The sequence below is a fragment of the Photobacterium nomapromontoriensis genome (assembly GCF_050336815.1).
Taxonomy (GTDB): Bacteria; Pseudomonadota; Gammaproteobacteria; order Enterobacterales; family Vibrionaceae; genus Photobacterium; species Photobacterium nomapromontoriensis.
Window position 1 is genome coordinate 24,845 of the sequence record NZ_JAKJSL010000040.1, and the last position, 20,172, is coordinate 45,016.

General features: G+C 43.9%; 11 protein-coding genes. 4 read left to right on the plus strand and 7 right to left on the minus strand.

Going from position 1 to position 20,172, the window contains the following annotated elements; genetic code table 11:
• Window positions 1-244: 244 nt before the first annotated feature.
• The 3 genes from L4D12_RS17220 to pepN form a co-directional block, all read right to left on the minus strand.
• On the minus strand, window positions 245-5,071 hold the full coding sequence (locus L4D12_RS17220; RefSeq protein ID WP_428449065.1) for an NAD-glutamate dehydrogenase: 4,827 nt from the start codon (window positions 5,069-5,071) through the stop codon (window positions 245-247).
• Between the two features lie 232 nt (window positions 5,072-5,303).
• Window positions 5,304-5,525 carry a DUF2835 domain-containing protein gene (locus L4D12_RS17225; RefSeq protein ID WP_428449066.1) on the minus strand — a complete coding sequence of 74 codons (222 nt, stop codon included), beginning with the start codon at window positions 5,523-5,525 and terminating at the stop codon, window positions 5,304-5,306.
• Between the two features lie 74 nt (window positions 5,526-5,599).
• A complete protein-coding gene (pepN, locus tag L4D12_RS17230; protein WP_428449067.1) occupies window positions 5,600-8,224 on the minus strand; it encodes an aminopeptidase N in 2,625 nt (874 codons plus the stop codon).
• Between the two features lie 458 nt (window positions 8,225-8,682).
• Here pepN and pncB point away from each other — a divergent pair, with 458 nt between their 5' ends.
• Window positions 8,683-9,882, plus strand: a complete 1,200-nt coding sequence (pncB, locus tag L4D12_RS17235; protein ID WP_428449068.1) for a nicotinate phosphoribosyltransferase — start codon at window positions 8,683-8,685, stop codon at window positions 9,880-9,882.
• Window positions 9,883-10,011: 129 nt separating this feature from the next.
• Here pncB and L4D12_RS17240 read toward each other — a convergent pair whose 3' ends face one another.
• From L4D12_RS17240 to L4D12_RS17255, 4 genes are all read right to left on the minus strand, one after another.
• Window positions 10,012-10,674: a lipocalin family protein gene (locus tag L4D12_RS17240; RefSeq protein ID WP_428449069.1), complete on the minus strand. Its 663-nt coding sequence runs from the start codon at window positions 10,672-10,674 to the stop codon at window positions 10,012-10,014.
• 250 nt (window positions 10,675-10,924) lie between these two features.
• Window positions 10,925-12,925: a carboxy terminal-processing peptidase gene (prc, locus tag L4D12_RS17245; protein WP_428449070.1), complete on the minus strand. Its 2,001-nt coding sequence runs from the start codon at window positions 12,923-12,925 to the stop codon at window positions 10,925-10,927.
• Between the two features lie 17 nt (window positions 12,926-12,942).
• Window positions 12,943-13,587, minus strand: coding sequence for an RNA chaperone ProQ (gene proQ, locus L4D12_RS17250; protein ID WP_428449071.1), 645 nt, complete (start codon window positions 13,585-13,587; stop codon window positions 12,943-12,945).
• A 108-nt stretch (window positions 13,588-13,695) separates the two neighbouring features.
• The gene (locus L4D12_RS17255) at window positions 13,696-14,154 is read right to left on the minus strand and encodes a GAF domain-containing protein (protein WP_428449072.1); all 459 of its coding nucleotides are present in this window, start codon (window positions 14,152-14,154) and stop codon (window positions 13,696-13,698) included.
• Between the two features lie 84 nt (window positions 14,155-14,238).
• Here L4D12_RS17255 and L4D12_RS17260 point away from each other — a divergent pair, with 84 nt between their 5' ends.
• The 3 genes from L4D12_RS17260 to L4D12_RS17270 all read left to right on the plus strand — a co-directional run bounded on the left by L4D12_RS17260 (window position 14,239) and on the right by L4D12_RS17270 (window position 20,015).
• Window positions 14,239-16,071: an ABC transporter ATP-binding protein gene (locus tag L4D12_RS17260; protein WP_428449073.1), complete on the plus strand. Its 1,833-nt coding sequence runs from the start codon at window positions 14,239-14,241 to the stop codon at window positions 16,069-16,071.
• A 139-nt stretch (window positions 16,072-16,210) separates the two neighbouring features.
• A complete protein-coding gene (locus tag L4D12_RS17265) occupies window positions 16,211-17,440 on the plus strand; it encodes a PqiA/YebS family transporter subunit (RefSeq protein WP_428449074.1) in 1,230 nt (409 codons plus the stop codon).
• Window positions 17,388-20,015 carry an MlaD family protein gene (locus L4D12_RS17270; protein WP_428449075.1) on the plus strand — a complete coding sequence of 876 codons (2,628 nt, stop codon included), beginning with the start codon at window positions 17,388-17,390 and terminating at the stop codon, window positions 20,013-20,015. Before L4D12_RS17265 ends, L4D12_RS17270 begins: the two co-directional genes overlap by 53 nt.
• Window positions 20,016-20,172: the final 157 nt, after the last annotated feature.

A 20,172-nucleotide genomic window follows, 5' to 3' on the forward strand; every position in this document is an offset into this window, starting at 1 on the left:
CCGTATAAACGGGTGGGTATTATTCACACTTTCTTTGATCAATACAAATAGTATTTTTACGTTTATTCATCAAAATGGCTAATAAGTGGCAAACTACGACCTTATGCAACATAACCATACATGTAATTTGTCATGGGAAACGCAAACGATTAACTCGATAGTGAAAAGTCTCAAAAAAGCCACCAAGCGTAAACTCAGCGGCCTATAGCTAATTCGCTTACTTTTTTAGATATCTCTGACGAGTTTATTTAGCAGGACGGCAGTTTAAGTTAAGTAACACCAATTCTCGCAATGCTACCGAAAACTTGGCAAACTCATGAGTTGTACCCACTTTGAATTCAGCCAGTACCGTGTTCCAGCGATGGATTGCACTTTGATGCTCTTCCATCCAATTTTCAATAAGCTGTTCAGCAGCTACACCTTCAGGACCACTGGTGATCACCGCCAACGTTAACTGACGTTGCTGCCAATCGAGATCTTCTCGAAAAGATGCCCGTGCTAATGCCTGCCAATGGTTTTCAACAGGCTGATTATGTACTTGTTTTAAGAACCAGTGTAATGACAGATCAGCCCCGATCACAAAATATACCTGAGCAATAAAGTCGATATCTTTATCCAACTCTTTTGCTATTTGAGCAATATCCATCGCCGAATATAAACTGCTTAAACACGCAATATTATAGGCTAACTCTTCAGGCACCCCCTGTTTGACCATGACAGCAGCCTGCTCCTCATGCTCTTGTACCTCTTCTGTTACAAGGTAACGGGGAAGGTTCGTTCTTAATCTCTGTACTATTGGCTGATAGAAAGTGATCATCTGCTCAATACCCAGCTTCCGATCTCTATTTCGCAGAATCCAGCGTGTTGCACGACGAAGCATGCGACGGCAACGATAAAGAAGCTCATATTGCACTTCTGTTACGATCACATTATCGAGCGCCCTCACTTGATCGAAAATCCATTCAAAACAAAAAACTTCTCTCGCTACCGCATAGGCCGATGAAATCTCAGCCACTGAGGATCCTGTTTCTTCTTGAAGACGAGTGACAAAATTGCAGCCCATTTCATTCGACATCTGATTAGCCAATGACGTTGCGATCAGCTCTTTACGCAGTGGATGCTGATCCATATGGCTCCGGTAATGCTCTTGTAATTCTTGAGGGAAATACGCTGACAACAAACGGGCATGATAAGGATCATTGGCAATCTCCTCGGTCACCAGTTCTTCTTTTAATACCATCTTTCCGTATGCTACCAATACAGCAAGCTCTGGGCGAGTTAATCCCTGACCTGACTTTTCTCGCTCGGCTAACGTATCGTCATCAGGCAGGTACTCCAAACCACGATCCAGCTTACCTTCTTTTTCTAAATGGTGAATAAAGCGAATTTGCTCTTTCAGCAGTTGTACTTGCTGCTGTTGAGTGACAGATATCGACTCGCTCTGACAGTACGCATCATCAAGTACAATCTCACCAACTTCCTCCTCCATGCGATCTAATAGTTCATTACGCTGTTTGTAAGTAAGATCGCCGTTCGTGACTAAGCTATTAAGCAAAATCTTTATATTCACTTCATTATCTGAGCAATCGACACCACCAACATTATCGATATAGTCGGTATTAACCAAGCCGCCTTTCTTGGCAAATTCTACGCGACCTAACTGGGTTAAGCCTAAATTACCACCTTCTCCGACAACCTTTGCATGCAGTTCACAACCATTAACACGTAAGGCATCATTAGCACGATCACCCACGTCAGTATGCGTCTCTGTCTGCGATTTCACATATGTACCAATACCCCCATTCCACAGCAGATCGACCTCCATCTGCAAAATTAATCGAATAATGTCATTCGGCGGCAAGCTTTGTTTTCGGGTACCCAGCAGCTTCTGGATCTGAGGCGTTAATTTGATCGACTTACTACGACGTGAGAATACCCCGCCACCCTCTGAGATCAATGAAGGATCATAATCTTCCCAGCTAGATCGTGGCAGCTTGAACAGGCGATCTCGCTCTTGCCAACTGCGTGCTGAATCCGGATCGGGATCCAAGAAAATATGCAGATGATTAAAGGCAGCCACCAGCCGGATATGCTTAGACAACAACATACCATTCCCAAAGACATCACCCGCCATATCACCAATACCTGCACAGGTAAAATCGGTTTTCTGACAGTTTATTCCCAGCTCGCGAAAATGCCTTTTGACTGACTCCCAGCCACCTTTTGCAGTAATCCCCATTTGCTTATGGTCGTAACCATTTGATCCTCCAGATGCAAACGCATCTCCGAGCCAGAATTGATAATCTTCTGAGACTGAATTGGCTAAATCCGAAAATGTCGCCGTTCCTTTATCTGCGGCAACCACCAAATAGGGGTCATTTTCATCATGACGTACCACATTGGCGGGAGGAACCAGTTCGCCATCCATAACATTGTCTGTCACATCCAACAAAGCACGAATAAACCGCTTATAACAGCGCTGTCCTTCTGCCAGAATTGCCTCACGCGTTGATAACTGTGGCTGGCGTCGACAAACAAACCCGCCCTTTGCTCCCACTGGCACTATCACGGTGTTCTTCACCTGCTGTGCTTTTACCAGACCAAGGATCTCGGTACGGAAATCTTCTTGTCGATCTGACCAACGAAGACCGCCTCGCGCCACTTTACCTCCACGCAGATGCACCCCCTCGATATCTGGAGCATAAACAAATATCTCAAAAAAAGGGACAGGGGCTGGTATATCAGGGATGTCGGAAGGACGTAACTTCAGCGATAACCAAGGCTTAGGTAGCCCATTTTCAACTTGATAGTAATTAGTACGTTGAGTGGCAAGGATCATATCCATATACCGACGAATGATCCTATCATCATCTAAGCTTTCAACATGATCCAATTTTTCATTTAGCTTCGCGATAAACGCTTGCTCTTCTTTTTCGTTAAATGTGTTTACTGGATCAAAACGTAAACGGAATAATGTCACTAGATCACACGCTAACTTACTGTGACTTGATAAGGTTTCTTCAATGTAGTGCTGGCTGAACGGGAAGCCAACTTGCCGCATATAACGGGCATAACTACGTAATATCGTAATTTCTCGACCCGTTAGACCCGCGCATAAGACCAAACGGTTAAATCCGTCACTCTCAAGCTCACCATGCCAAATAGCAGAAAAAGCTTCTTGAAAACGATCTCTCGCTTCACTGAGATCGATCCCTGTACAGGCATTATGCAGCATGGCAAAGTCAAGGATCCAATAAACGGTACCACTTGCGGTGATCACTTCATAAGGTGATTCACCAATCACCCGCAAGCCGAGATTTTCCAACATTGGCATGACATCAGACAAATGGATGGGTTCATCACGGTGAAATAGCTTCAGTTTTACAAACCGTGAATCATTCGACTCTTCTTGCGGCCGGTAAAACAGCATACCTAGCTTATTACCTTCACTCAGACTTTCTAATTGCTCTATATCTGCAACTGCCGATCCCGGCAACATCTGTTCTTTATATGATCGCGGAAAAGCGCTGGCATAATTTTTTGCTCGCAGTGTGCCTTGGCTTTCACCGAAGTTAGCGATTAATGATCCGCTTAAACGATCTTCCCACGACGATGCCGCCTCAACTAAATTATGCTCTACGGCTTTTACATCAACATCGAAGTTATTATTTATCACTCGTACAATGTAATGCGTTCTTGCCAGTGAGCTCTCCGAGAAGAATGTTGTAAATTCCACTTCTTGTTCAGAGCCAAAATATTCTTGAAGCACAATTTGGCTCTTGCGTCGAAGCTCAGTGTTGTACCTTTCTTTGGTTACATACACCATGCAAGAAAAAAAACGTCCAAAGGGATCACGACGTACAAACAATCGCAGCAAATCCCGATCTTGCATCCTGACAACACCACACCCCACCCCCAGCATTTCTTTCTCACTCGCTTGGATCAATTCATCGCGTGGATAGGTTTCGAGTAGATTATTCAGAGCTTTCCAGGAATGAGATCCCACCGGATAACCACTCTGTGCCAAAATCCGAGTCACCTTATTACTGAGTAATGGGATGTTCATGGTTGACTGGTGATAAGCCGTCGAGGCATAAAGACCCGTAAAACGATGTTCCCCGATAACATTACCCGCTTTATCAAAACACTTTATGCCAATATAGTCGGTATAGGCTGGGCGATGGATCTTCGACTTCCCGTTACTCTTGGTTAAAATCAGTAATTCCGGCTTACGGGCTTCAAATCGAGCAGATTCAGGCAGTTGTGACAGGCGAAGCGTTTTGACAATATTAGGCTTACTAAAAATACCAAGCCCAGATTCAGTACAAGGGCGGAGCTCATAATCCCCCTCTATCGCGACCAGATCAAACCGGTGATAACCCATAAACGTAAAATTATGGTGAGTCAGCCAATCTAGGAATGCAACCGCTTCTTCACGCTTCTCATTATTAACGGGTAAGACAGTCTCTTTAAGTTGTTCGACAATTCCTTTCAGTTTTTCCTGCATGGGTAGCCAATCATTTACCACTAAATCAATATCTTCAAGCACTCGTTCAAGTTCTTTTTTTAATGTAGTCAGCTCTTGCTTATCATTTAATCGGTCAACCTCAATATGAAATAAGGTCTGCAAATCGCCCTCTTTTCCACATGCCTCAGTAATGCTCCCTTCTTTATTACGTTTGAAGAAATAAGGGCCGTTAAGCATCAAGTGACTAGTGATCCCCAAGCGAGTCAATGTCATGCGTACCGAATCAACTAAAAAAGGCCGATCAGGGGTAACAATTTCAACAACGGTATGCGTTGACTGCCAACCATAGCGACTGAGCGTCGGGTTATAGACACGTACTGATATTTGCTCCGGTTGATTCTGCATAAGGTGATGCCACAAACTCAGCACAGCACCATAAAGATCGGATTCATTACGATGTAGCAGGTCATCCTCGGCCAGTTGCCCTAATAACCGTTGCGCAAACACTTCGACTAAAGACTGCTGAGATCGCTCAATCTTATTCAAGATCAAGTCATACACTTTTTCTAGTAATACTGGCACGATAGGATCAGATGAGGTCATAGCAGTGCTCCGTCGTTATATATAATCAATCAAGTATAGATTTTTTATAAAACTCTCATATGAACAGTTAATTCACATGGCTAGGCCATTAGACCATGTCTGCTATTGTAGGTGGTTTTGTTGCGAAATGGTTACTTTAACACTGTAATTTAACAGGAAAAATCGGTTCTGTGACTGCAGTAATAATTTAACTGATAGAACACCCAATAATGGAGCACTGTCATTGATTACCTCAACTAACTCTTTCTATCGCATGAAATCGATTTTCCTGGCTAACAAGCACCCGAAACCGTCCTTTAATTCCCATTTGGGAGAGAAAAGGACGAAGTCGTGTTGCCGGAAACTGCAGCTTAAGGCCGCTATCCGTTTCAACAAGTACGGTACTTGCGGCACCAGAATAATGATTCAGAAAATGTTGATAGCTAATATAAATTGAAAATGTATATGATTTCATCTAACGGCTTAATTCCACTATAAAATCAATAGGGGCAGCCTCTCACCCACCCCTACAGATTTAATCACAACGCTTTAGAGCTCAAGGGCTTTCTGTACTTTTTCAAACAGATCTTTCGCTAAATTATCCAACTGAGACAACGACTCCAATTGTGCACGCATCAAACCTTGACGGTGCTCATCGTATTGACGGTATTTCAGGAACGGTTCAATTAAGCGTGAAGCAACTTGTGGGTTACTGGTATTCAATACCGTCAGGATTTCAGTCAAGAACTGATAACCCGACCCATCAATCGCATGAAAACGAACAGGGTTATTGGCACAGAAACTGGCAACCAAGCTCCGGGTACGATTAGGGTTTTTCAGATCGAATGCGGCATGCTTCATGGTCTCTCGGACATTTTCCAGAGCATTATCTGCTGGATTTTTCCCCTGTAAAATAAACCACTTGTCCATAACCAATCCATCATGCGTCCACTTCTCACTGAAATCACGCATCTGCTCTGCTCGACATGCCAGTTCAGCATCATTGGCCACAGCCATGGCAGCCATAGTGTCAGTCATATTATCTGACTCGCCGTATTGCTTACCTACTAGCTCGTTACCCTGACGGGTATGAGCAAGATAAGCCAGACATGTGTTGCGAAGTGCACGCTTAGCCATCGCAGTATGTTCCACACTGTACGCAACTTGCGTCAATGAATGGTAGATAGCGCTAAACTCATCTTCCATCTCGGTGGCAAATACTTTTTCAAGTTCACTCACAACATGGTGAATGGAATCAACATCAACCGTTTTGTACCAACCTGCTATTTCATTTTCATTCGGCAATGTCAGCATCTCAGCAATGAAGGCCGGATCCAGCATTTCATCGAGCAGTACACCGCGGAATGCGTCAATGACTTCAGACGGTAATGAAAATGCTGCACCCTGCTGAATACATACCACATTTTGTTTAATGTATTTCGCCAGAAGAATTTGTCCTGCATCCCATCGCGCAAACTCATTGCGTGCATGAACCATCAAGAATGTCAGATCAGCATCTGAATAATCGTATTCCAGAATCACGGGAGCCGAGAATTCACGCAGCATTGACATGACTGGCTGCTCATCAATATTTTCAAACTCAAACACTTGCTCTGCGTCAGTAATATTCAAAACATGATGAACGGGTTTACCGTCACACTGTAACGGTAAAACATCACCCTGCTTGTTATACAGTTCAATGTCGAATGGAATATGCAGTGGCAGTTTGTCTTCTTGGCCAGGTGTAGCAGGCGTATGCTGCTTCACAGTGACGCGGTAACGCTTTTGTTCTGCCAGATATTCAGACGCTACTTGTACAACTGGCGTCCCTGACTGGCTATACCAACGACGGAATAACCCCAAATCAACGCCAGATGCATCTTCCATTGCTGCGACAAAATCATCACATGTCGCTGCGGTACCATCATGACGCTCAAAGTAAAGTTTCATTCCCGCTTGGAAGTTTCGCTCTCCCAGTAAGGTATGCATCATACGAATCACTTCACTGCCCTTCTCATAGACAGTCAAGGTATAGAAGTTGTTCATCTCTATCACTTTTTCAGGGCGAATTGGATGAGACATCGGGCCTCGATCTTCAGAAAACTGCGGGCCACGCATAATACGTACGTTATTGATACGATTCACCGGACGAGAACCAAGATCTGATGAAAACTCTTGATCACGAAATACAGTCAACCCTTCTTTCAGGCTCAGCTGGAACCAGTCACGGCACGTTACTCGGTTACCTGTCCAGTTGTGGAAATATTCATGGCCAATAACCGCTTCAATACCTTGATAATCGGTATCGGTCGCCGTCTTTGGATTAGCAAGAACAAACTTGGAGTTAAAGACATTTAAACCTTTATTTTCCATTGCCCCCATATTGAAAAAATCGACCGCTACGATCATATAAATATCAAGATCGTACTCAAGACCAAAGCGCTCCTCATCCCATTTCATGGAATTGATCAGTGAGGTCATCGCATATTCAGCACGGTCTAGGTTGCCTTTATCAACAAAAATTTCCAGCGCAACATCACGCCCGCGCATGGTGGTATAAGTATCGCGCAACACATCGAAATCACCGGCGACCAAGGCAAATAAATAACTTGGTTTCGGGAATGGGTCTTGCCACTGAACCCAATGACGGCCATTCTCTAACTCACCACTATTAATACGATTGCCGTTACTCATCAAGTAAGGATATTGCGATTTATCCGCAATGACTTTCGTGGTGAAGCGAGCCAAAACATCTGGACGATCCTGATAATAGGTGATCCGACGGAAACCCTCTGCTTCACATTGGGTACAGAATGCACCGCCTGACTTATACAAACCTTCAAGTAACGTGTTAGCTTCTGGGTTAATATCAGTCTCAATAAGCAGCTCAAACTCAGTGGGCAGATTATTGATTATCAGCGACCCTTCGCCTTCTTCATACTCTTTCCACGACTCGCCGTTGATTTCAATGCGTACCAGTTTCAGATCATCACCGTCTAGCACCAACGATGATGCGTCGTCAGACAAACGCTTGACGGTACTCACGGCTACAACCTTGGTTGCCGTGTCATGCAAGTCAAAGGTCAGAGAAATATCGGTTATGGTAAAATCTGGTGACTGGTAGTCAGCACGGTACTTTGCCGTTGGCTGAGTCGTCGTTGATTGTTCGGTCATGTTCATTCCTTATCTTTGTTGCTGAATGCCAAGAGGTATGACAAGAGTTAATCCCATTAAACTGCCTTTATGAAAGACAGACAAGGGTATCCCCCCAAATTTGATAATATGCATATCAGTTGCACTTCTAACTGGTGAGTATTCGGTCAATCTCCGCCTAAATCCTTCGAATTACTCTGTTACTCTAAATTAAAATGACAGCACAGCTTCTTTACTATACTTGGTTTAACTGGTAATAATAATCATTTAATAATGATTAAACAGTAGAGCCAACTAATTTACATCATGATTACACAAACGCACCAAAAATCACGATAGTTGCTCCATAAGCTTGTTGTTCAACGCTTTTCAGCGTAAGGTACACGGCCTAAAAAATTCAACTATCTGAAACATTTTGAGACAACGCAGGCTCAAAATGAGGTAAAATCCACGGATTGCATAAGACAACCAAATTAGCTATGAATCATTCTGGACACATTGGGATCATCGATTCCCTGCTTGACACTGATGCATATAAGCTACATATGCAGCAAGCCATTTTTCATCAATACCCAAGTACTGAGGCGGTTGCGGAATTTCATTGCCGGAGCCAAGAAGACCTCCGTCCTTATAGCCATGAAATTCAAGACCATATCAATCGTCTTGCTGGCCTGTCGTTTACTGACGAAGAATTAAGCTACCTTTCAACGCTTAGTTTCTTCAAAGAGGATTTTCTTGAGTATTTACGCGATTTTCAGCTAAAAAGCGAACAGGTTGAAATAGATATCTCTGGCGATCAGCTTGCAATTAAAATCACCGGTAAGTGGTTGGACGTTATCCTTTGGGAAGTACCACTACTGGCCATTATTTGTGAGATTCGCTGCCAGCATTGCTACCCTCAAGCTTCTGTTGAAGATGCGATTAACCAGCTCAAACAGAAACTCAACCAGTTCTACCAACAGGCGAAAACTGACGGGGTTGACTTAGATGCTTTTGCTCTTGTCGACTTTGGTACTCGTCGTCGTTTTTCTAAGGATGTTCATCACCAAGTAGTAGATTACCTTCAGGCCAATGTTCCTGAGTTTAAAGGAACGTCTAACTACCACCTTGCCCGCACTCGCAACCTCACTCCGGTGGGTACGCAAGCACATGAGTGGTTCCAGGCACATCAGCAACTTGCTGGTGAATTGGCGGATTCCCAACAGTTGGCATTAAATCGCTGGCTTCAGGAATATCCGGATTCCCTGGGTATCGCTTTGACCGATTGCATCAATATGGATGCATTTCTACGTGATTTTGATCTCCGTCTCTCTAAACGTTTCATTGGTCTACGTCACGATAGTGGGGATCCGATTGCTTGGGGCGAAAAAGCCATTGCGCATTATGAGTCGTTAGGCATCGATCCAAAAACCAAGTATCTGGTTTTCTCTGATAGCCTCACTTTGGATAAAGCACTGGGTATATACAAACATTTTGCACATCGTATCAATACCAGTTTTGGCATCGGTACCCAGTTAACCTGTGATCTTCCTGATGTGAAGACCCTGAATGTTGTGCTAAAGCTCACGGAATGTGAAGGACGTCCCGTCGCTAAAATATCTGATGAACCCGGAAAAAGTATTTGTCGGGATCCAGAATATCTTTCTCAATTGCGCCACGCATTTAAGATTGTGAATTAATCGATCCTTTCGAAATAAGTAAAACGAGAGCTAGTGGCTCTCGCTTTACTTTTTCATTTTTTCATCCAGATCTGTCTTTACAAAGACTGTTTTTCATAAACATTCCACAGAGCTAATCGGTCACCGCGACTACTCTCTTTGCATTACGGCTTCCATACCAAACTGCTTATTCGATAAGGTTAATGTATTACTTCCCAATATAAACTGGCTATCATGCTGACCATCTTCATAAATCAACACAATACGATCATCCTCAATGAAATAAATTCCTCGATGCTCAATTTTCTTACCATTTTTTCCTGATACTTCTGCAGAGAATAAAAAATCAGGACGCAGTGAGATCGCTAATTCAGAAACAGAGTCCCCTACATCTTGTCCGGAGATCTGCGATGAACGCCATTTCCCTGGTAAATTTTCGGGTGCAAGTTTAGTGAATTTTGCGCCATCAAGTAAAAATTGGTTATAACTCAACATGTAACTATGATACTGCTCAGGTTGGCCATGAGAGAGAAAGGTCACTGTTGTTTCATCAATGTCATAGATCCCATCCCACTCTTCGACGCTACCATCAATTTGGAGTAAGCGGATCATAAATCGGTAATTAGATTTAAACTTGATGTTCATTGCTCGGTAACTCGCCCCTTCACTCTGTACACCTTCATCTGTATTACTGAACCAATACCAGTCACCAAGTAACAATGGGTAGTCAAATTCGGTGAGATCATTGGCTCGTAAGGTAGAACTAAAAGACAAAAAGCAAAGTAAGATGGTTACCATTAGTGATTTCTGCATAGCATTCCCCTTACGATAGAATTGATTACCTACCTTTAACCCTAGCTTTGATTTTAGAATATTGATGAGAAATTAGATGAGTATCACAGTAATTCATTTATCGTCTCATAAGTGAGACTGAATATATTGAAATAGAGGCAAGCCGCTGAATTCAAAATTATCACAACAATCCCCCAGCCTATATATACGCTTAAAACGAAAAAACGGTACCCGAAGGTACCGTTTTGATATTTAAGACTGTCAAATTACATTAACTTTGCACATTTGCCAGATTGACCGTAATAGCTACTGCTTCATCCAAGTATGCATCAGGAGATTCATAATCTTTTGGTACATCATCAAGCGTAGCAAAAGGTTTCTTACCTAATGTTTTTTGGCGCTGGTTGAGACGCGCTAAACGATCGGCATCGTCTTTATCCTGCTCAGCAATACGCTGTTTCTCACTCAGAGAAATAGTATTGATGTCTTTTTCTACTTTGTACTTAGTGATATCACTTTGGATAAAGCCAAATTCCATATCACTCTTGATGCGAGACTCATGCTTACTTTTCAGCATAGGCAGAACCGTCGAGAAGTTATACAACTTCTTATATTCCGCCGCTTTTATGCTATCCCACGGTAATGCATTATCTTCAACACTTTCACCGGTTTCCGATGGTTCTACCGCGGTAGGGAATAAAAGATCGGGAACCACACCAAGGTTCTGAGTACTTCCACCATTAATTCGATAGAATTTCTGGATGGTATACTGCACATGGCCTAAAGGTTTATCGAACAAATCATAAATATGGTTCAGTGAACGGTGCTGCTGCACTGTACCCTTACCAAATGATTGTTCACCCAAGATCACGGCACGACCATAATCTTGCATCGCAGCGGCAAAAATCTCAGAGGCTGATGCACTATAGCGATTAACGAGTACCGTCAATGGCCCGTCAAAATAAACCCGATCATCAGAATCGCCATTTACTTTAACTCTGCCATAACTATCACGCACCTGCACAACCGGACCGCTGTTAATAAATAGTCCGGTTAGTGCTGTTGCTTCAGTGAGCGCACCACCGCCATTATTCCTTAGGTCAATCACCACGCCATCGACTTGTTGGTCATTCAATTTAGCCAATTCCTTTTTGGTATCTTCCGATAAACCAACATAGAAACTTGGAATTTCAATGATCCCGATCTTCTTGCCTTGTGATGTCTTTACTTCCGACTTCACTGCTCGATCTTCAAGACGAATTTTGTCGCGCACAATAGTGACATCGTAACTTTTAGCGTTGCTGCCTTCCGGTAAGATCTCAAGTTTAACCTTGCTACCTTTTGGGCCTTTGATTAGCTGAACAACATCATCAAGACGCCAGCCAATAATATCGACGATCTCTTTGCCATCTTGAGCCACACCAATAATGCGGTCTCCTGCGGCCAGCTTTTTCGACGATGATGCCGGACCACCAGCAACAAGAGAACGAATAACTGTATAGTCATCAACAACTTGTAAAACCGCACCTATGCCCTCTAATGAAAGATTCATTTCAGACTGGAACTGTTCAGCGTTACGTGGTGACAAATAGCTAGTATGAGGGTCGACCTCACGCGCGAAGGCATTCATATAAATCTGAAATACATCTTCACTGTGCGTTTGGGTCAGACGTTTGAGAGCGTTGTTATAACGCTTACCCAACGTCTCCTTAATTTCATCCCAATTTTTGCCCGCTAATTTGAGATTAAGCGCATCGTATTTAACACGTTGTCGCCAAATTTCATTAAGTTCATTACGATCTTTAGCCCAGTCTAGCTTTGAGCGATCCAGTACCATATTCTCATTCGAGTCAAAGGTAATTTCTTTATCAAGCTGGCTTAGGGCATATTGATAGCGGTCATAACGACGCTGAAGCGAGGTATTAAAAATATCAAACGCTGCCGATGTATCACCCCGTTTGAGCTGATCATCGAGCTGGTTTTCCCATTTTTCAAACTGCTTAATGTCGGATGAAGTAAGGAAGCTTTTATTGAAGTCCAGCATTTCAATATAACGATCGAAAACACTGGCTGAAAAAGCATCATCAAGTAAAAACTGCTTGTAATGTGAACGAGTAAAACGTGACGCCACTCGCTTACTCGCAGTCGCATGTTGCTTCTCCGGCATTAACTGCGGAAGATCACTTGATGAATATTTAGCCTCTAGGGCTTGCGCTGAAGCTGCTAGCATCATGCCAGCAGCTATCAGTGAGAAACGGAATCGACAGTTCATGCGTCGAACATTCTCCTTTACGAACGCAGGTGCTCCGCTTTCACTACCATGGTCAAACCATTAGATAAGCGAACTCGCACATCGTCCTTATTAATTTCAACGATAGTCGCCGGCATGTTTCCGTTGCCCATGTTCACACTAACGTTTTTACCAACAATAACTTCATCAGCTGTTAGTGCACGGGTCGTTTCTGCAGGCTTTTTATTCAGCTTAGTCGTTTTTGGCTTAGTGTTCTTAGGTTTAGCGGTATTTGTGCGATTTTTTTTCGCTTTTGCTTCACCGTCTTTGCCAGCAACGGCTTTCGCTTCTGCTTGTTCTTTACGACGAACACGAACTTTAGCCTTGCTTTCTTCAAGTGCTTGTTTAGCGTGATCTACGTGTTCTTGTTCTAACACACCACAGTCGTTGCCATCAAGGTCAACACGGTTTGCACCGGCTTTCACACCGTGAAGATAACGCCAGGAAGAAGTGTATTGACGCAACGCTGTACGCAACTGAGTCTTACTTACTTTATCGTCTTCGCTTAAGCGTTCAGCCAAATCTTGGAAGATACCAATTTTAAGTGGCTTCGCTTCACCTTCAACTGTGAAACATTTAGGGAAACGCTCAGCAATATAGGCAATCACTTCTTTACTGTTCGTTAGCTTTTCAGAGTTTTCCATGAACTTTCCTGACAAAAGCGAGCTACCTCGCCGTTAGTACTTTAATCAAAAATAATTTGTTCCGCTATTATAGTTACCTAACGCTGAAAAACCACCGAAAGCATACAATTAGAGCCTTTTTTGTAGTTCATCAACTAAAGATACTAAGCCATCCTCATCGGATTGGTTAAATCTTGACAGAATTGGGCTATCAATGTCCAGTACACCATAGCGTTCACCCTTAATAGAAATTGGAATAACAATCTCTGAGTTGCTAACTGCATCACATGCGATATGCCCATCAAACTGATGAACATCGGCTACTCGTTGTACCGTATTAGTGGCAATCGCAGTACCACAGACCCCCTTTCCGACGGGAATACGCACACAAGCGGGCTTCCCTTGGAAAGGACCAAGCACTAACTGATCGCCTTTAAGCAGATAAAAACCAACCCAATTAATATCTTCTAACTCCATTGCCAGTAACGCACTAATATTAGACATATTAGCGATGAGATCTGTTTCTCCATCGATCAGCGCAATCGCTTGCTTGATGAGTGTATTGTAGCTTACTGAGCTATTTTCCATGGCTGACTCCTTATATAGCCGCTAACGTGTCAATCGCTCCTCATAATGGGAATCATTATCATTTTAAGAGGCAATCACGACAGAATGATTAACTGGTATTGGCTTATAAAGCAAGCAAAACATCATCGCCCTCGTCTCGTTACAGCCAATATCATCGCGCTGATTGCGACGTTGATCAGTGTTCCTATTCCGCTACTCATGCCCTTGATGGTTGATGAGATTTTATTGGATAAACCTGCTGGTGGTATTGCATTTCTCAATCATTTTTTACCAACATCCTGGCAACAACCCACGGCTTATATTCTTTTAGTCCTCTTTTTTGTAGTGATAATGCGCATTAGTAGCCAAGCGCTAAATATTCTGCAAAGTCGCCAATTTACCCTTGTCGCTAAAGACATCACATTCCATATCCGCCAACACCTGATTGATAAATTAGGTCGCATCAGCATGCGGCAATATGAAGAACGTGGCAGTGGTGGTATTACCTCTCACCTTGTGACGGATGTCGAAACCATCGATAAATTTGTAGGAGATACTCTAAGCCGATTTTTAATTGGCCTGCTTACTGTTATTGGCACTGCCATCATATTGCTATGGCTCAACTGGCAACTCGGGCTATTTATTCTATTGGTGAACCCGCTGGTTGTTTATGCCTCCAAACTAATGGGAAACCGTGTTAAATCACTAAAGAAAAAAGAGAATCTGGCATTCGAACGATTCCAGCAACGTTTGGTGGAGACGCTTGATGGTATATACCAACTTCGCGCTGCAAATCGCGAACGCGAATTTCTGACCCAACTCAAGTCAAACGCTGATGACATTCGCCATGATGCGGCTAAATATACGTGGCAATCTGAAGCTGCCGGACGCATATCGTTCCTTCTTTTCCTCGTTGGTTTTGAGCTATTCCGTGCAATGGCTATGATCATGGTCTTATTCACTGATCTTTCCATTGGCCAGATGTTTGCGGTATTTGGTTACTTGTGGTTCATGCTTGGACCCGTTCAGGAGCTATTAGGCATCCAATTCGCCTGGTATAGTGCATCTGCAGCCATGCAACGACTAAATGGCCTGCTTATCATTGAAGAAGAAGTTCGCCCGGAACAGATAGTCGACCCCTTTGCCCATCATCATTCCATTGATATCAACCTGCATAACATTCGGTTCGCTTATGATGAAGATAAAGATGTCCTCCGGGGTTTAAATCTGGCCATCCCAGCAGGAAAACGTGTCGCATTAGTGGGGGCTTCAGGCGGTGGAAAATCAACGCTTATCCAACTTTTACTGGGCATTTACCAAAAGGATTCCGGCGACATTCTGGTGAATGGCTACCCTATTGAAGAAGTCAGCTATGAGGCACTGCGTGACAAAATGGCGGTCGTACTACAACATCCGGTTCTGTTTAATGATACGCTACGGCATAATTTGACATTAGGCGCTGATTATACCGATGAGCAGCTCTGGCATGCCCTTGAAATCGCTCAAATGACAGATGTGACGCAACGTCTAACGGAAGGGTTAGATACTGAAATCGGACGTCAGGGGATCAAACTATCTGGGGGGCAGCGACAACGACTCGCAATTGCTCGTATGGTCCTGTCTAACCCTGAATTTGTCATTTTAGATGAAGCTACATCTGCATTAGATACGGCCACGGAAGCCGCACTACATATTGCACTGAACCAATTTTTAGCGCATCGGACAACATTAATTGTGGCTCACCGGTTATCAGCAGTGAAACAAGCAGATATTATCTACGTACTCGAGGATGGTCAGGTTAGCCAGAGTGGCACACACCATGAGCTGGTCAATATCGCCGGCCTTTATCAAACACTTTATGGTGCGATTCAGTCTGCTGAGCCGATGAATACTGATCATAATGCTCAAGTATCAGTAGCCAGAGCGGGGCTAAAATAATAATATGGCGTTCATTTAGAATTACTTAGCGCAATTTATCGCCACTATCAGCATTAATATTTATAACAATTTAACCAATAAAATATGTCGCTGAACCCGTAAAGTAACAATAAATTGTTTGATAAAGGATTACACCTTAATGACCACAGCGAGACTATGCCCTGAATGCGATCTACCTTTATTACTTCAGGTCGCCGAAAAAGGGCAAAGTGCGTATTGCCCACGCTGTAACTCGCGATTATATCGCGGGGGGGCGTCTAGCTTTAGTGCAGAGTTCGCAATAGCGCTTGCCTGTGTCATCCTGATCGTTCCTGTACATCTATTTCCTCTGATCACGATTAGACTATTTGGTGTAATGATCCCTGCCACGTTAACGTCTGGCACATTAACATTAGCCCCAAGCTTTCCCGCAGTCGCATTACTGATCCTCTTTTGCAGTTCCATTGCACCATTATTGGTCTGTGGTTCTGTGCTTACGGCACAAGCAGGACTGAAACTCCGCCGTTTTAATCTGTTCAAATACTCAATGTGGATCATTGAGCACCTCAAAAACTGGGCGATGTTCGATGTGTTTCTTGTCAGTTTAGGGATTTCTTGTTTCAAAGTTCAAGATTATGCGGATATCTTCGTTGGCCCGGGACTGTACTGCCTGATCATCTTGCACATTTTAATGGTCCTCTTGCTATCTAGAATCAGCATTAGTCGTTACTGGGAAGCGTGGCAGCCAGAAACTGAACACAAATGCGACGAACTCGTACTGCATTGCCACAGTTGCCATATGACACAAGGTAACAATGACCACTGTGTTCGCTGCGGTTGTGAGCTGCACAAAAGGCTGCCCCACTCTATCCAAAAAACATGGGCCTACCTTATTGCTGCAACTGTCTTTATCTTTCCGGCAAACCTTTACCCTATTTCGATATTTCTTAATAACGGGAAACGGGCTGAAGACACAATTTTCTCTGGTGTGGCGCTACTGGTTAAAACGAACATGACAGGCATTGCCATCCTGATCTTCGTCGCTAGTATCGTCGTACCTGTCGCTAAAATTCTTGGTCTTGCGCTTATTCTACTCACTATTCAGTTCAAACGCAGTGTCAACCATCTCCAGCGAATGAAGCTATACCGCTTCATCCAATGGATCGGTAAATGGTCAATGATGGATTTATTTGTGATATCCCTCATGGTAGCACTGATCGACCGTGATCAGCTGCTTGACTTTACTCCCGGCCCCGGTGCCATTGCCTTTGGCGTGGTAGTGGTATTAACAATGCTTGCCGCCGAAAGCTTAGATTCTCGTCTGATATGGGACAACTATGAACAACGGACTCAACAACCAACAACCCGAACCAGTGAACATAAAGCGTGATCGCGGGATTTCACCACTGTGGATCTTGCCTGTACTTGCATTATTACTGGCAGGATGGCTTGTCTACAAAGCCGTCAATGAAGCGGGGGAACGGATCAAAATTCACTTCAATGATGCTGCTGGCTTAGTGGCAGGACGTACCACAATCCGCTATCAAGGCCTTGAAGTGGGTATTGTGCGTGATGTCAACCTATCCCCCGATCTGCAAAGTATCTATGTGGAAGCTGACATTTATCCCGAAGCGGTAAAAACGCTCAAGCAAGGTACCCGTTTCTGGCTGGTTAAGCCAAAAGCGTCAATCACGGGTATTTCCGGCCTTGATGCCCTCGTTTCCGGTAACTATATTGCCTTACAACCCGGAAGAGGAAAATTCACCAATACCTTTACTGCGCTCGATTCACAACCCGCAGATACCCCTATCGGTGCCGGATTGAAAATTCAACTTCGCGCACCAAATCTCGGTTCAATCAATATTGGCTCACAAGTACTGTATAAAAAGATCCCAGTTGGCGAAGTATTCAATTACACCCTGAGCAACGATAAAAAACAGGTGGTCATTGATGTGCTGATCAAACCGCAATATGGTGACCTTGTCACAAATAAAAGCCGCTTCTGGAACGTTAGCGGCATGAGTGCCAACATCGGCTTTAACGGTGTTGACGTCCAATTTGAAAGTTTATCCGCGATGATCAGTGGTGCGATTGCCTTTGATTCACCGGATAATGGACAAGCCATCGAGCCAAGTCATTTATACCGCCTGTATCCTGACCTCAATACAGCAGGACGAGGCATTGCCATTACAATTGATCTCCCTGAAGGCAATAACATCAGTGCCAGTGGCGCCCCCATTGTTTATCGTGGACTGCAGATTGGGCAGATTTCTGATCTTCGTTTTGATAAAACACGACAGAAAATCATCGCGCATGCGGCCATTGAGCCAAGCATGAGTGATCTGCTTACAACGGGATCGCGATTGATATTAGAAGAGGCTGAACTGTCACTCAATGGCGTCAAAAATATCGGTAACCTAATCCGTGGAAACTTTTTGACGCTGATCCCTGGACACGGTGAAGCGACCCGCCAATTCAAAGCAATCAGCCAAGACGAGCTACAAGAACAACAACCAGGCGTCGCTACATTTTCACTCTATGCAGATGAAAGCTATGGCATAAAACGCGGTACAAAGCTCAAGCACTTAGGCATTAATGTTGGCCGAGTAAAATCGGTTAAGCTTGATGGCAATAATGTACGTTTCGATGTTATCGTACGCCCTGAATATACCAAACTGGTGCGCTCTGGCAGCCGTTTTTATATTGCAGGCGGCATTCAGGCAAACCTCAGTACCAAAGGACTTGATGTGTCCGTTCCACCAGCCGATCAGCTCATCAGCCAGAGCATCAGTTTTTCCAGCAGTGGTAAAAGCAAAATACTAACCCGGTATCCACTGTATAAGAGCCTGCAACAGGCAAATCTTGCAGCTGAAAAAACACACGGTTACACCACTGTGTCACTTTTTGCCAATGAGTTACCCCCTATCACAGCAGGCAGCCCAGTGCTTTACCGTAATATCCCTGTCGGCGAAATTAGAGACTATGCATTATCACGTGACGGTGTCACTGTTTCGCTTAAAATCGATAACCAATACCGTCATCTGATCACGCCTGACACGGTATTCTGGAACCGGTCAGGGATCGAAGTCGAAGCGGGATTAACTGGCGTGAAAGTAAAAGCGGATCCGTTAACGACGTTAATCAAAGGCGGCATTGCATTTGACAACATGAAAGGCGTAACGAGCCGATCTGGCAATCGATACAAACTGTACCCGAGCTTCAAAGAAGCCAAAGACTTTGGTTTACTGGTTTCACTGAATGCCAAAGAAGCGAAGTCAATCACGGTAAACAGTGACATTCGTTATCACGGAGTGAATGTCGGTAAAATTATTGATATTACGCCTGACTTTAACAGTGAAAGCGTCGTCATTAGCGCTCGTCTTTTCCCTAAGTATGCTGCACTGCTCGCTAAAAAAGGCAGCTATTTCTGGGTGGTAACGCCAAAGATCAGCCTGATGGGGGCCAAAAACCTTGACTCCTTACTAAGCAGCTATATTGCCGTTACGCCTGGTGATGGCAATTATCAGCAAACCTTTGATCTTGGCAGTGCAGAATTAGTCAACGCAGGGTTAACCATCATATTAGAAAGTGAAAACCGTGACTCTATCTCCGCCGGTACCCCATTATTATACCGGGATATTCAAGTGGGTCAGGTAGTCAGTGTCAATCTGGGAGAGCTAGCTGATCGCGTTATTATTAAAGCCCAAGTTGAAAGTGAGTATAGCCACCTAGTGCGGACTGATACTGTATTTTGGAACGAATCAGGTATTGATGTCACACTTGGGCTCACAGGGGCCTCGGTGCAAAGTGGTACGGTTGATAGCCTGCTTCGTGGTGGCATTGCCTTTGCGACACCTGAAACTCAACCGTTAGCTGCCAAGGCTAAAACGGATGCCCATTACCTGCTACATCAAACCAGTCAGCCTGAATGGAAAGCATGGCGGACGGCGATTCCCCAACATTAAGGGGATAACTTAACCTTCGATTTTAATATGGATCTTAGGTTTTAGGTTTAACCATAGAAAGGGGCGCATTGCGCTCCTTCTTTATTATCCCACCGCTGACAAATTACCCTGACAAATGATAGACTCCCGTCCCACGCTAGATAATTGAGACATACCC

Bases quoted from the DNA above. Each gene is read 5' to 3' on its own strand.
- L4D12_RS17225 (WP_428449066.1), bottom strand. From the start codon at position 5,525: ATGAAATCATATACATTTTCAATTTATATTAGCTATCAACATTTTCTG.
- proQ (WP_428449071.1), bottom strand. From the start codon at position 13,587: ATGGAAAACTCTGAAAAGCTAACGAACAGTAAAGAAGTGATTGCCTAT.
- L4D12_RS17220 (WP_428449065.1), bottom strand. From the start codon at position 5,071: ATGACCTCATCTGATCCTATCGTGCCAGTATTACTAGAAAAAGTGTAT.
- pncB (WP_428449068.1), top strand. From the start codon at position 8,683: ATGAATCATTCTGGACACATTGGGATCATCGATTCCCTGCTTGACACT.
- L4D12_RS17270 (WP_428449075.1), top strand. From the start codon at position 17,388: ATGAACAACGGACTCAACAACCAACAACCCGAACCAGTGAACATAAAG.
- pepN (WP_428449067.1), bottom strand. From the start codon at position 8,224: ATGACCGAACAATCAACGACGACTCAGCCAACGGCAAAGTACCGTGCT.
- L4D12_RS17255 (WP_428449072.1), bottom strand. From the start codon at position 14,154: ATGGAAAATAGCTCAGTAAGCTACAATACACTCATCAAGCAAGCGATT.
- L4D12_RS17260 (WP_428449073.1), top strand. From the start codon at position 14,239: ATGATTAACTGGTATTGGCTTATAAAGCAAGCAAAACATCATCGCCCT.
- L4D12_RS17240 (WP_428449069.1), bottom strand. From the start codon at position 10,674: ATGCAGAAATCACTAATGGTAACCATCTTACTTTGCTTTTTGTCTTTT.
- prc (WP_428449070.1), bottom strand. From the start codon at position 12,925: ATGAACTGTCGATTCCGTTTCTCACTGATAGCTGCTGGCATGATGCTA.
- L4D12_RS17265 (WP_428449074.1), top strand. From the start codon at position 16,211: ATGACCACAGCGAGACTATGCCCTGAATGCGATCTACCTTTATTACTT.